The sequence below is a fragment of the Aeromonas media genome, assembly GCF_000819985.1.
Taxonomy (GTDB): Bacteria; Pseudomonadota; Gammaproteobacteria; order Enterobacterales; family Aeromonadaceae; genus Aeromonas; species Aeromonas media.
On sequence record NZ_CDBZ01000162.1, the window covers coordinates 38,759 to 52,405 of the forward strand.

The 13,647-nt window shown below is 65.0% G+C and carries 10 protein-coding genes; 5 read left to right on the forward strand and 5 right to left on the reverse strand.

The annotated features are described in order from the left end of the window. The first annotated feature begins 5 nt into the window (after positions 1-5). On the forward strand, positions 6-1,538 hold the full coding sequence (locus BN1127_RS14160) for a tripartite tricarboxylate transporter permease (RefSeq protein WP_042649900.1): 1,533 nt from the start codon (positions 6-8) through the stop codon (positions 1,536-1,538). A gap of 60 nt (positions 1,539-1,598) precedes the next feature. On the opposite strand, the gene BN1127_RS14165 is transcribed toward BN1127_RS14160, so the two are convergent. From BN1127_RS14165 to BN1127_RS14180, 4 genes are all read right to left on the reverse strand, one after another. Continuing rightward, positions 1,599-2,264 (reverse strand): response regulator, encoded by a 666-nt coding sequence (locus tag BN1127_RS14165; RefSeq protein WP_042649901.1) that lies wholly within the window; start codon positions 2,262-2,264, stop codon positions 1,599-1,601. After that, on the reverse strand, positions 2,265-3,848 hold the full coding sequence (locus BN1127_RS14170; RefSeq protein ID WP_042649902.1) for an ATP-binding protein: 1,584 nt from the start codon (positions 3,846-3,848) through the stop codon (positions 2,265-2,267). Then, positions 3,845-5,056 carry an ROK family protein gene (locus BN1127_RS14175; protein WP_042649903.1) on the reverse strand — a complete coding sequence of 404 codons (1,212 nt, stop codon included), beginning with the start codon at positions 5,054-5,056 and terminating at the stop codon, positions 3,845-3,847. The genes BN1127_RS14170 and BN1127_RS14175 overlap by 4 nt, the downstream gene beginning before the upstream one ends. Positions 5,057-5,160: 104 nt before the next feature. Next, positions 5,161-6,828: a methyl-accepting chemotaxis protein gene (locus BN1127_RS14180; RefSeq protein ID WP_042649904.1), complete on the reverse strand. Its 1,668-nt coding sequence runs from the start codon at positions 6,826-6,828 to the stop codon at positions 5,161-5,163. Positions 6,829-6,957: 129 nt separating this feature from the next. Between BN1127_RS14180 and BN1127_RS14185 the strand changes: the two genes are divergently transcribed. The 4 genes from BN1127_RS14185 (at position 6,958) to glpC (ending at position 11,862) form a co-directional block, all read left to right on the forward strand. Beyond that, a complete protein-coding gene (locus BN1127_RS14185; protein WP_082030109.1) occupies positions 6,958-7,413 on the forward strand; it encodes a YchJ family protein in 456 nt (151 codons plus the stop codon). 193 nt (positions 7,414-7,606) lie between these two features. Continuing rightward, positions 7,607-9,289, forward strand: coding sequence for an anaerobic glycerol-3-phosphate dehydrogenase subunit A (glpA, locus tag BN1127_RS14190; RefSeq protein WP_042649905.1), 1,683 nt, complete (start codon positions 7,607-7,609; stop codon positions 9,287-9,289). Then, positions 9,279-10,556 (forward strand): glycerol-3-phosphate dehydrogenase subunit GlpB, encoded by a 1,278-nt coding sequence (gene glpB / locus BN1127_RS14195; RefSeq protein ID WP_042649906.1) that lies wholly within the window; start codon positions 9,279-9,281, stop codon positions 10,554-10,556. Before glpA ends, glpB begins: the two co-directional genes overlap by 11 nt. 103 nt (positions 10,557-10,659) lie before the next feature. Continuing rightward, on the forward strand, positions 10,660-11,862 hold the full coding sequence (gene glpC / locus BN1127_RS14200; RefSeq protein WP_042649907.1) for an anaerobic glycerol-3-phosphate dehydrogenase subunit GlpC: 1,203 nt from the start codon (positions 10,660-10,662) through the stop codon (positions 11,860-11,862). A gap of 117 nt (positions 11,863-11,979) precedes the next feature. On the opposite strand, the gene BN1127_RS14205 is transcribed toward glpC, so the two are convergent. After that, positions 11,980-13,647: type I secretion C-terminal target domain-containing protein (locus tag BN1127_RS14205; RefSeq protein WP_042649910.1), on the reverse strand; the 1,668-nt coding region annotated here is incomplete at its 5' end.

Here is a 13,647-nt window from a genome sequence, read left to right on the forward strand (position 1 = left end):
AACCCATGTTAGACGGAATCCTGCAAGGGCTCGGCACCGCCATGATGCCCATCAACCTCTTCATGGTGGTGGTCGGCTGCTTCGTCGGCACCTTCATCGGCATGCTGCCAGGGCTGGGGCCGGTCACCGCCATCGCCCTGATGATCCCCATCACCTACGGGCTGGATCCGGCCTCCGGCATCATCCTGATGGCCGGGGTCTATTACGGCTCCATGTTCGGCGGCTCCACCGCCTCCATCCTGATCAACACCCCGGGCTGCTCCGCCAGCATGATCACCGCCATCGACGGCTATCCGCTGGCCTGCAAGGGGTATGCAGGCAAGGCACTGGCCATCGCCGCCTACGCCTCCTTCGTCGGTGGCACCCTGTCGGCCATCTTCCTGATGGTGGCGGCGCCGCTGCTCGCCAAAGTCTCCCTCGCCTTCCAGTCGGCGGACTACTTCGCTCTCATGGTGCTCGGGCTCTCCGCAGTGGCGGCCTTCGCCGGCAAGGGGCAGGTGCTCAAGGCGCTGATCATGGCGCTGTTTGGCATCATGATCTCCACCGTCGGCATCGATCGCAGCGTCGGGGTGGACAGATTCACCTTCGGTCTGCCGGACTTGCGCGATGGCTTCTCCTTCCTGCTGCTGGCCATGGCCACCTTCGCCCTCGCGGAGATCCTGATGACGGTACTGCGCCCGGGCAAGGACACCAGCAAGGAGGAGGCGAGCAAGATGCAACAGCTCGGCTCCCTCAAGCTGAGCCGGGACGAGGTGAAGGAAATAGCGCCCCCCATCGCCCGCTCCTCTGTGCTGGGTTTCCTCATCGGCGTACTGCCGGGGGCCGGTGCCACCATCGCCTCCTTCATGGCCTATGGGGCCGAGCGCAACTTCGCCCGCAAGGGTAAACGGGACGAGTTTGGCAAGGGCAGCCTGACCGGCATAGCCGCGCCGGAAGCGGCCAACAACGCCGCCTCCAGCGGGGCCTTCGTGCCGTTGCTGACCCTGGGGATCCCGGGCTCAGGTACCACGGCCCTGATGCTGGGGGCCCTCATCGCCTATGGCATCCAGCCCGGCCCGCGCCTCTTCATGGAGCACCCGGATGTGTTCTGGTCGGTGATCATCTCCATGTATCTGGGCAACGTGGTGCTGCTGATCCTCAACCTGCCGCTCATTCCCTACCTGGCCAAGATACTGCAAGTGCCGCGCCCCGTGCTCATCCCCATGGTGCTGCTGTTCTCGCTGATCGGGGTCTATCTGGTCTCCTTCAACACCATGGACATCTATGTGATGGTACTGGTGGCCCTGGTGGCCATAGGGCTGCGCCTGCTGGACTTCCCCATGGCCCCCATGCTGCTCGGCTTCATCCTGGGGGGCATGCTGGAGGACAACCTGCGCCGGGCCCTGGTGATCAACGACGGCTCCCTGAGCTTCCTGTGGGAGCGCCCCATCACCCTGGGCTTCACCCTGGTCACCCTGGTGATGTTGTTGCTGCCGCTCTGGCAGTGGTGGCAGGCCCGTCGCACGCCGGTGGCGACCCTGCAATCCGACCCGACCTGATCCCAGCCATCACAAGAAGAGCGCCAACAGGCGCTCTTTTTTTGGGTTGGAACCGGCCACTCATCGCTGGCGGTATCGCCGCTCCGGCCGCCCGACGGTGCCGTATTCGAGCTCGGGGCTCGCAAGCTGCTGGCCCACCAGAAACTCCAGGTAGCGGCGCGCCGTGGTGCGACTCACCCCGACTCGGCTGCCTATCTCCTCGGCGCTGGCCCCCTGCAGGTTCAGGGCCGCCAGCACCCTTTGCAGGGTGAGGGCGTCTATTCCCTTGGGCAGGCCGCCCGCCGCCACCTGTTGCAGCGGGGTGCCAAAGAGCGCATCCACCGCCTGCTGATCGATGTCCGCCAGCGCCGCCAGGGCGGCGCGGCTCTGGCAGTATTTGTCGAGGGTGTCGCGCAGTCGCTCGAACACCACGGGTTTGAGGATGAAATCCACCACCCCGAGGCGCATCGCCTCCTGCAGGGCTGCGGCCTCACGGGCGGCGGTGAGCAGGATGACGTCGAGGTGGGCCCCGCTCTGGCGCAGCTCCCGCAACAGGGAGAAGCCCTCCCCGTCCGGCAGCCACACGTCCAGCAGCACCAGATCCGGCTTGAGTATGGCTATCTGCTCTCTGGCATCGAACAGGGTGAGCGCCACCCCCAGCACCTCGAAGCCCGCCAGCCGCTGCACGAAGCGACGGTGGATCTCGGCAATGGCCGGATCATCCTCGACGATCAGGATCTTGATCACTCACACCTCCTTGGGAATGTAACAGACGACGCAACTTCCCTGCGCCGTGGCTTCTATGGTGATGGTCCCCTGCAGGGCATCCAGGGTCTTGCGCACCAGGGCCAGCCCTATGCCGTGGCCGGGTTCGGCCTTGCTGCTCACCCCGCGCTCGAACAGGCTGTCCGCCAAAGCGGGATCGACGCCGCCGGCCCCGTCCTCCACCTCCAGGATGAGATCCTGGCCGAGATCGCTCAATGAGACCCGGATCGGCTGGTAGGGGGCGCCGTGGCGGCGGGTCGCCTCGAAGGCGTTGTCGATGAGGTTGCCAAGCAGGGTCACCAGCTGGGAGCCGCTGACCCGGGCGGGGATGTCGTGCAGGCGGGAATCCGGGTCCACTTCCAGCACTAGTCCCAGCTCGTGGGCCCTGTGGTACTTGCCAAGCAGCAGGCCCGCCACCTTGGGCTTGGCGATGGCCCCCATCAAAAAGCTCAGCAGGGTCTGCTCGGTGGCCGCCTCCCGGCCGATGAAGGCGAGCGCCTCCCGGGTGGCGCCCAGCTCGATGAGACCGGCTATGGTGCCAAGCTGGTTGTTGTGTTCGTGGGTCTGCACCCGCAGCAGATCGCTGTAGGCCTGCACCTGGGAGAGCTGGGCACTGAGCTCGGCCAGCTCGTCCTTGCGCCGAAAGCTCGAGACGGCGCCAATCAGCCGGCCTTCCTGCACCAGGGGCAGCCGGTTGACGATGAGGGACTGGCCGTTGAGCACTATCTCCTCGTCATACTGGGGCCGGGGATCCTGAATGAGGGAGAGCATGCGGCTGCCGGGCAGCAAGCGGGTGACGGGCTGGCCTATGGCGGCCTGCGCGGCCCGCTCATCGAGGCGCAGCAGCCGGATGCCGTTGGGGTTGAGGGAGGTGAGCCTGCCTTGCTCGTCTATGGTGAGTATCCCCTCGCGCACTGTGCGCAGGGTGCAGTCGAGCTCCGCATAGAGGCGCCCTATCTGCTCGGGCTCAAACCCCAGCAGGGCCCGCTTGTAGCGCTTGGCCAGCCAGGCCGCGGCGGCGCTGTTGAGCAGCACTATGAGCAGGGTCATGGCGAGGCCAAAGCGCAGGAACCCCTGCAGGTCCGCCTCTATGTCCCGCACCAGATAACCGACCGAGACCACGCCTATAACCCTGCCCATCTCATCCCGGATGGGCCCCTTGCCGCGCACCGAGACCCCGAGGGAGCCTTGCGCGCGGGAGATGTAGAACTCCCCCTGCAGGGCCCGGGCAGGATCGTCCCCCATCATGGGTTTGCCTATCCGGTCCGCATTGGGGTGCACCAGGCGGCGCGCCTCCTCATCGCCGATGACGATGTAGCTGGCACCGACCTCGGCCCGCATCCGCTCCACCAGCACGTTGAGGCGGGCGCTATCGGCCCGCTTCACCCCTGCGATGACGCCGGGCTCACGGGCCACCAGCCGCGCCACGTCCAGGGCCTGATCCCCCACCTCCCGGTAGCGCTGCTCGGCGACGTAGTAGTAGCTGGCCCCGCTCAGCAGCACCAGTTGCAACAGGCTGACCAGGCAGAGCATGAGCAGGATGCGTCCTTGCAACCCGAGCCTCATGCCTCCCTGTCACCTCGCAACAGGTCGAGCAGCAGGCTGCCATCCCGCAGGGCCTTGTGCACCTGCACCGAGGTGGGCTTGGTGGGATCTTCGTAAAAATGGGTGGACTCGATCTGCAGGCGCACCAGGTATTCCGCCGGCAGCTGGCTCGCCAGGGACTGGTGCAGCATGGGGAACAGCAGCCGATCGGCCCGGGTGATCTCCCCCCCCAGCAGCAGCTTGCCCGGGTTGAGCAGGCAGATGAGGTTGGCCAGCACCCGGGAGAGCCGGCCCGCCGCCTGGTGCAGTATGTCCTGGCACAGGCTGTTGCCCGCCAGCGCCAGCTCGCACAGCTCGCGGATGTTGACGCTCGCCGGCAGATCATGCTCCTGCATCCGCTCGCGCAGGTCCCGGTACTGGGCCTCCAGGGCCTGGTTGGTGACCAGGGTGCAGGCGCAGCCGAAGCCACCGCAGTAGCAGCGCTGGCCATAGGGTTCGAGCTGCAGGTGGCTGAGATCCCCGAGCAGGGCCGACTCGCTCTCGATGAGCTGGCCGTTGACCACCATGCCCACCCCTATGTCGTTGTGGACGAACACCAGCACCGCATCGGCGCAGTTCCTGGCGGCGCCCCACTCCCGCTCGGCCTGGATCCAGGTGCGCACGTCGCCGCTCACCAGCACGGGCACCGCGAAGGCCTGCTGCAGGGTGGGCCCGAGCGGCCAGTTGCGCAGATCGTAGAAGGGGAAGTGTTTCACCATGCCGGAGTGGCGCTCCACCTGCCCGGGCAGGCAGAGGGCGATGCAGGCCAGCCGCAGGGCCTTCTTCGGCAAGAAGCCCTCGATGGCCCGCACCAGGCTGGCCAGCAGGTCTTCGCGTTCCGACTCGCTGAACAGGTGGCGATGGCGCGCCAGGGAGTGACCGGCGAGATCGAACAGGGCCATGTCCACGTAGCCGCGACCAAGACGCATGGAGAGAAACTGGAAGCGGCGCTCGTTGATGCGCAGCAGGGTCTGACGACGGCCACGGCCCACCGAGCTCTCGCCGCAGGTGACCACCAGACCGCCATCGAGCAGTTCGCGGGTGATCTTGGTGATGCTGGCCGGTGAGAGGCCGGTCAAACGGGACAGATCGGTACGGGACAGTTCCTTGTGCTCTTCCAGGCTGGCGTAGACCAGGCCGTAGTTGAGCTGACGGATCAAATCGATACTGCCTTTCACGATCTCATTCATAGGGTTGGGGCTAACGAAAGGAACGAATGGCGCGATTTTCCCACATTCTGCGCCGATCCCCAAATTTGCCGTCTGGAAATGACGTCCAGACGGCAAAAATGTGACTAGTAACGGAAGCGGGAGACGAGTTGGCGCAATTTGTCACCCGTGCCGGCCAGGGCCCGGGTGGTGGTGTTGGACTCCCCGGCGGCCTCGGTCAGCTCGCTGACGATCTGCTGTATGGCCACCAGGTTCTTGTTGATCTCCTCGGAGACCGCGTGCTGCTCCTCGGCGGCGGTCGCTATCTGGATGTTCATGTCGTTGATGGTGCTGACCGCCGTCACCATGCTGTCGAGGGAGCTGGCGATGTGGCTCGCCTCCTGTACCGTCTCCTGGCTGCGCGATTCGCTCGCCTGCATCACCTCCACCGCCTGACGCACGCCGCCCTGCAGCCGTTGCAGCATCTCGTTGATCTCCTTGGTGCTCTGCTGGGTGCGACCGGCCAGAGAACGGACCTCGTCCGCCACCACCGCAAAGCCGCGCCCCTGCTCACCGGCCCGGGCCGCCTCGATGGCGGCATTGAGCGCCAGCAGGTTGGTCTGATCGGCGATGCCGCGGATCACCTCCACCACGGACCCTATCTTGCCGGTCTCCTGAGCCAGCTGCTCGATGACCCCGGAGGCGGTGTGCACCTCCTCCACCAGGCGGTTGATGCTGCCGATGGCGCTGCCCACCACCTCACGGGCGGCATCGGATTCCCGCGCCGCGTCGCTGGTGGCCGTAGCCGCGTTGGAGGCGCTGGCCGCCACCTCCTGGGCGGTGGAGCTCATCTCGGTCACGGCGGTGACCACCTGATCCGTCTCCCGGCCATGGCCCTGCATCTGCCGGTCGGCGTGCTCGCTTAAGCTGTGCAGGCGATCCACGGCCCCCAGCAGCTGATGGCTCGTCTCCCCGACCTGGCTCACCACCGACTGGATCCGCTCCACGAAGCGGTTGAAGGCGCTGGCCAGCTGGCCCACCTCGTCCTCGCTCTGCACCTTGAGGCGTCGGGTCAGATCCCCCTCCCCGTCGGCGATGTCATTGAGGGCCGCGACCGCATCCGCCAGCGGCCGGGTGACCCGGTTGCCGAGCACCACTGTCACTGCCAGGGTCACCCCCAGGATCACCAGAATGAGCAGCACGCTGCTCTGCAAGGAGCCGTGCATGTTCTCCTCGCGCTCGCTGCGCAGGGCCGCCAGCTCGGTGTCGATATCATCGATATAGAAGCCGGTGCCCACCACCCACTGATACTTGTCGAGCACCAGGTTGAAGGAGAGCTTGGGCGCATCACGCCCGATGGAGGGCTTGTTGGTCCAGTACTCCGAGTAGCCATCCCCCTCGCGGGCCGCCTTGACGATCTCCTGAATGAGGAAAGTGCCCTTGGTATCCTTGTCCTGCCAGCGATTCTTGCCCTCCACCTCGGGGCGAGTGGGCAGCAGCAGGGTATTGCCCTGGAAGTCGTAGACGAAGAAGTAGCCGTCACTGCCATAACGCAAGGGGCGCAGCAGCTCCTTCACCCGGGCACGCGCCTCCGGGCTGTCCGGCGCAGCATACTCTTTCTCGATGGCGGTCTTGGCAAGCATCAGGTAGCTGCTGAGCAGGGCCTTGCGCTCCTTGACCGCCTTGTCCCTCGCCACCACCAGCTCGGACTCCAGATCGCTCCTGGCCACCAGGTAGTTGCTGAGGTTGACCACCAGGGCCATCAGCAGCACGGGGATAGCCCCCAGTAACAGGATCTTCTGCTTTAGTGTCATTGTGTAATCCTTTCTGCTGTTTATTCTTGATGTTCCGTTCCTGCTGCATCGGCATGGGATGCTGGCCGAGGGGGGGCCGCTTTCGCTACAATCCCGCCACCTTCTATTATCGACCCGATGAACTGACCCATGAGCCAATGTCCTTGCGGTTCCTCTCTTTCCCTCGCCCAATGCTGCGGCGCGCTTCACGCCGGCCAGGCCGCCACTACCACCGAGCAGCTGATGCGTTCCCGCTACAGCGCCTTCGTACTGGGCTTGGGAGAGTACCTGGTCCACAGCTGGCACCCGGACTATCTGGGCCCTCTGACCGCAGAGGCGCTCTCCCAGACCGATACCAACTGGGACGGTCTCGAGATCATCGCCGCCCAGGGTGGCCCTACGGATGAAGCTGGCATGGTGGAATTCAAGGCCTGGTTTGTGGAGGGGGATGAGCGCCACTGCCTGCATGAGCGCTCCCGCTTCGTGCGCCACCAGGGGCGCTGGGTCTACACCGATGGCGAGCAGGATCCGGCGCCGCTGCGGGTCGGTCGCAACGACCCCTGTCCCTGTGGCAGCGGCAAGAAGTTCAAGAAGTGTTGCGGCTGAGCGCCGTGGCTCGTGTCGACAGAGGGGGCCCGGTGGCCCCCTCTGCTGTTGCTGGAGTGTGACAACAATCACGATTTGCTCATTAACGCCCCTTTAGGTGAGCGTTTGCGAACATTAATTTGGCCCATATCAAACATTTTCGCCCAGAGACAGGCCACACTGGCACCATCTGGAAGAGATGAGACGGGCAAGAATGAAAAGAATAACCACAGAAGTCGTCATCATAGGGGGTGGCGCCACCGGGGCCGGCATCATGCGCGATTGCGCGCTGCGCGGCATCGACTGCATCCTGCTGGAGCGGGACGACATAGCCGCAGGCACCACCGGGCGCAACCACGGCCTGCTCCATTCGGGGGCACGCTACGCGGTGACGGATCCGGAGTCCGCCCGCGAGTGCATTCAGGAGAACCGCATCCTCAAGCGGATCGCCAGCCACTGCGTGGAAGCGACCGGCGGCCTCTTCGTCACCCTGCCGGAAGATGACATCAACTTCCAAGGCACCTTCATGGAGGCCTGCGCCCTGGCGGGGATCGAGACCCGGCAGCTGGATCCCCGCGAGGCGCTGCGGCTCGAACCCAACGTCAACCCGGCGATGATAGGTGCCATTCATGTGCCGGACGGCACCGTCGATCCCTTCCGCCTCGCCGCCGCAAACGTCTTGGACGCCAAGGAACACGGCGCTCGCATCTTCACCCACAGCAAGGTGCTGGGGCTGCTGCGCACTCAGGATAGGGTGCACGGGGTCAAGGCCATCAACACCCGCACCGGCGAGGCGTTCGAGGTGGAGTGCCAGGAGGTGATCAACGCCGCCGGCATCTGGGGCCAGCAGATCTGCGAATACGCCGACCTCGGCATCCGCATGTTCCCGGCCAAGGGCTCATTGCTCATCATGGATTACCGCATCAACCAGCTGGTGCTCAACCGCGCCCGCAAGCCGGCGGATGCTGACATTCTGGTGCCGGGCGATACCATCTCCCTCATCGGCACCACCTCGAGTCGCATCGACTACCACAAGATTGATCAGCTCACCGTCGACCCCGAAGAGGTGGAGGTGTTGCTGCGCGAGGGGATAAAACTGGCCCCCATCATGGCCCGCACCCGTTTGCTGAGGGCCTACGCCGGGGTACGCCCCCTGGTGGCGGTGGACGGCGACGAGAGTGGCCGCAACATCAGTCGCGGCATAGTGCTGCTGGATCATGCCGAGCGTGATGGCCTCAAGGGCTTCAACACCATCACCGGCGGCAAGCTGATGACCTACCGCCTGATGGCTGAGTGGGCCACGGATCTCGTCGCCAACAAACTCGGCAACAACAGGCCCTGCCGCACTGCCGAACTAAGCCTGCCCGGCTCGCGGGATCCGGAAAAGGTCTCCGCCCCCGGCCTCTCTGTGCCGGTCGAAGGCTCGGCCCAGTACCGCCACGGCGAGCGGGTCATCGCCTTTTTCCGCGACAACCCCAAGGCCAACGCCCTCATCTGCGAGTGCGAGATGGTCACCGCCGGGGAGATTGAATACGCCCTGCGGGAGCTCGACGTGGACAACCTGGTGGATCTGCGCCGCCGCACCCGTCTGGGGATGGGGCCCTGTCAAGGGGAGCTGTGCGCCTATCGCGCCGCCGGTCTGATGCAGGAGTACGGCAAGGCCGACGGTCGTCAGGCCTGCGTCATGCTGCGCCAGTTCCTGGAGGAGCGCTACAAGGGCACCCGTCCGGTGCTCTGGGGCGATGCCCTGCGCGAAGCGGAATTTACCTACTGGATCTACGAAGGGCTGTTCGGCCTTGGCGAGTGGACGGCCCCCCACCTGGTGGCCGAGCCGCCCTTCCCGCTCGATGCCAGCACCGCAGCCAACCCCACCAAGGAGTGCAGCCATGAAATTTGACAGTATCGTGATAGGTGGCGGCATGGCGGGCCTCTCGGCGGCGCTGCGTCTGGCCGAGGCGGGTCAGAAGACGCTGCTGATGGCCTCGGGCCAGAGCGCCCTGCACTTCTCCTCCGGCTCGGTGGATCTGCTGGAGAGCGAAGGCGACCCTCGCGCCGCCCTGCCGGCCTTTATGGCCGAGCACCCCGATCATCCCTACAGCAAGGTGGGTCTTGCCAGCATAGAGGCGAGCCTCGCGGATCTGCAGCGCCACTGCGCCCTGCAGGGCTTGCCCCTGTTTCGCCAGGAGCGCAACCACCAGCGCCTGACCCCCATAGGCACCCTGAAATCCACCTGGCTCTCCCCCGAGACCTGCGCCTGCGTCACGGAGGCGCCCGCACCGGACGTCCTGCTGCTGGCGACGCTCGAGGGTTTTCGTGACTTTCACCCGGCGCTGGCGGCAGCCAATCTGGCGACCCACTCGCGCTTCGCCCACAGCCGTATCCTGACTGGTGAAATTCGCCTGCCCCAGCTCGCTGCGTTCAGCCGCAATCCCCACGAGTTTCGCTCTGCGGACATCGCCCGCCTGTTTGACAAACAGCAGCACGACAAGCAGGACCTGCTGACGGACCTGGCCCGCGAGATAGGCCGCATGGTGCAGGAGTGCGGCAAGCCGGGCTGCCGCCATATCGTACTGCCCGCCTGCCTGTCGCTGGGGCTGGTCGGCCCCCGTCTGGCGGAGCTTGAGCAGCGCACCGGCTGCACCATCAAGGAGGTGGCCACCATGCCGCCGTCCCTCATCGGGATGCGGATGCAGGAGGCCCTAAAGCGCCGTTTCCTGGCCCTCGGCGGCACCTTCCTCACCAGCGAGCGGGTGCTGGGCGCCCGCTACGACGGCGATAGGGTGATCGGTGTTCATAGCCAGAATGGTGACGATCAGCTGTTCGAGGCGAACCACTTCGTGCTCGCCTCCGGCAGCTTCTTCAGCCGCGGGCTGGAGTCCCGCCTTGGGGGCATTCGCGAGCCCATCTTCGACGCCGACGTCTTGAGCCTCCCCGAGCGCGACGCCTGGGCCGGTCGCCGCCTGTTCGATCACCACCCCTTCATGGGCTTCGGGGTCAAGACCGACGACCAGCTGCGGGTGCTGCGCGGCGGCACCCCCCTCGCCAACCTCTATGGCGCCGGCAGCGTGCTGGCCCACTATGACCCCGTGCGAGAAGGTTCAGGCTCCGGTGTGGCGGTTGCCACCGGCTGGCAGGCCGCCGGCCATATTCTGGCGGAGGGCTGAGATGTCTCCCCTTCACTTCCTGACTGCGGGCAGCCAACTGCCCGTTCGACAATCCCATTGCCGCGTCCCTTGCGCTTTTCATCCGGCACGGGAGGAGTAAATCATGCTACTGGATCATGCCAACCAAACCTTCGATCAGTGCATCAAATGCACCGTCTGCACCGCCTACTGCCCGGTGGCCAAGGCCAACCCCGCCTATCCCGGCCCCAAGCAGGCGGGCCCGGATGGCGAGCGGCTGCGCATCAAGAGCCCGGAGCTCTTTGACAGCGCCCTCAAGCACTGCACCAACTGCAAGCGCTGTGAAGTGGCCTGCCCGAGCGGGGTGCGCATCGGCGACATCATCGCCAAGGCCAAACACCAGTACGGCGGCTTCAAACCGGGAGTACGCGAGTTCGTGCTCTCCCACACCGATCTGATGGGCAGCATGTCCACCCTGATGGCCCCTGTGGTCAACTTCACCACCGGCCTCAAGCCGATGAAGCTGGTGCTGGACAAGGCGTTGGGGGTCTCCTCCCACCGCGATCTGCCCAAGTATTCGCAAGGCACCTTCCGCGGCTGGTACAAGAAACAGAAAGCCAGTCAGGCCCGCTTCGAACGTCAGATAGCCTATTTCCACGGCTGTTACGTCAACTACAACCACCCGCAGCTCGGCAAGGAGCTGATGCAGGTGCTCAACGCCATGAACATCGGCATGCAACTGCTGGAGCGGGAGAAGTGCTGCGGCGTGCCGCTGATTGCCAACGGCTTCATGGACAAGGCCAAGCAGCAGGCCGCCTTCAACATCCAGCAGCTGGAGAACACCCTGCTCGGCAACGAGATGCCACTGCTGGCCACCTCCTCCACCTGCGGCTTCACCCTGCGCGATGAATACCCCCACCTGCTGGAGCAGGACAACCACAAGGTGCGCGATCGCATCTCGCTGGTGACCCGCTTCCTGTGGAACGAATTCTACCAGGGCAACAAGCCGGCGATGAAACCGCTCAATCTGCACATCGCCTACCACACCCCCTGCCACATGGAGAAGATGGGGGGCGTCATCTATACCCTCGAGCTGCTGCGCGCCATTCCCGGCGTCAAGGTGACGGTGCTGGACTCCCAGTGCTGCGGCATCGCCGGCACCTACGGCTTCAAGTCGGAGAACTACCAGACCAGCCAGGCCATCGGCGAGGGGCTGTTTGATCAGATAAACCGGCTCAAGCCCGATCTGGTCATCACCGACTGCGAGACCTGCAAGTGGCAGATCGAGATGAGTACGCCATTCCCTTGTGAACACCCGATCCATCTGCTGGCCCGGGCCCTGGCCTGATCCCCTTGCAATGCCAGGCCGGATGGCCCGCTCGGCAAAGGGGTCGATAGGTAAAAACCAGATAAAGGAAGAGCCGGCAATTGCCGGCTCTTTTCTATGGTGCTGTCTCCCTCAAATTCAGGGATGCTGGATGATCAGGCTGTGCTGATCCAGCATGGATTGCAGGATGTCGTGAGAAGAAGAGCCGCTCAGGTTCCAGCCGCTCAGATCCACGCCTTTCAGGGTGATCTGCTGGGTCACCTGACCATCCCCCGCCGGGGAGACCGACAGGTTGATATCGCTCAGACCCCCACTGCCGTTGGTGACAGAGGCCGACAGGTGATTGAGCAAGCCATCCACGCTGTTGTCGGTCACCCCCTTGAGCAAGTCCGCCAGATCTATCCTGTCCCCCTCCTCCGGGTGGAAGTCGATAACGGTGTCGATGGCAGGCTGCGTCGCGGTTCCCTCGTCACCCTGGCCCCACACGAAGAGATCGCTGCCCGCGCCGCCGCTCAGGATGTCATTGCCCTGGCCGCCCCGGATCACGTCATCTCCCTGACCACCCAGGATCCGATCACTGCCGGTGGAGCCGAACAGCCAGTCACTCTGATCCGAGCCCAGCAGATTGTGGCCGCTCTGGCTGTGGATGGTGAGGGTCTCCTCGGCCGAGCTCAGGGTGCTCCCACCCGCACTCGACTCGGCGGTCAGGATCAGGCTGTGATCCCCGGCCGCCAGATCTTTCACATAGAGTGGGACCGAGTCTTCCATGGGCAGCAGCCAGTCGCCGTTGTTGTCGGCATGACCCACGCTCTGGCCGTGTTCGTCCACCACCTGAGCACCGCCCAGATTCTGGATCCGCACCAACAGCTCGCCCGGTGCCGGGTTGACCACGCTGGCGCTCAGGTTGAGCGGCACCCAGGCCCCTTGCAGGACGTGGATGTCGTGGGTGCCCAGACCGAACTGGGGAGCGTCCGCCTCGGCGGTGACAGTGATGCCAACCTGGGTGGTATCGGTGAGCGCACCGCCCGCCCCGGTATTGCCCCGATCCGAGGTGGTGATGGTGAGGTTGTCCTCTCCCCAGAAGTCCTTGGCCGGCTCGTAGTGCAGATTGCCGTTGAGCAGGCTGTTGAGATCATCGAGCGACCCCACCAGGGTCATCTCGTTGCTGCCCGCCCTCTGCACCGAGACGGCGCCCGCTGCCCCGAGCAGGGTCAGTACGCCATGTTCGACCCGCAACACCATGGACATGGGCGCACTGCCCGCATCCACGTCCTTGACACTGATCCCGGAGAGGGACAATGAACCATCTTCCTTCACCGCCATGGCGTCCGGCACCTGGTTGATCGGGGCGTCGTTGACCGGTTGCACCTCGATGGACAGCACATCGGTGTCACTCAGGGCGCCGCCACTGCCGGTGTTGCCTCTGTCGTTGGTCACCATGGTCAGGGCATCCTGACCGTTGAAGTCCTGCTCGCCCTGATAGGTCACCCCGCCAGAGAGCAGCGCATTGATGGCATCCTGGGAGCCGCTCAACACCAGGGAGCCGGTGCCATTGCCGGTCACTGTCACCCCGCTGCCGACCGGCAGGTTCAGGGTGCCGTGCAGTACGGACAGGGTCACCTCCATGGTGCTGCTGCCTGCATCCACATCGCTCACCTGCAGACCGTGAATGGCGAAGGGTTGATCCTCCTGGGCCACCTGGGGCTCCCCTGGCAGGACGTTGACGGGGGCATCGTTCACCGGGCTCACATCCACCTGGATGCTGCCACCCACCTCGGGGCCAAGGGCAGGGCGGGAGCACACTTT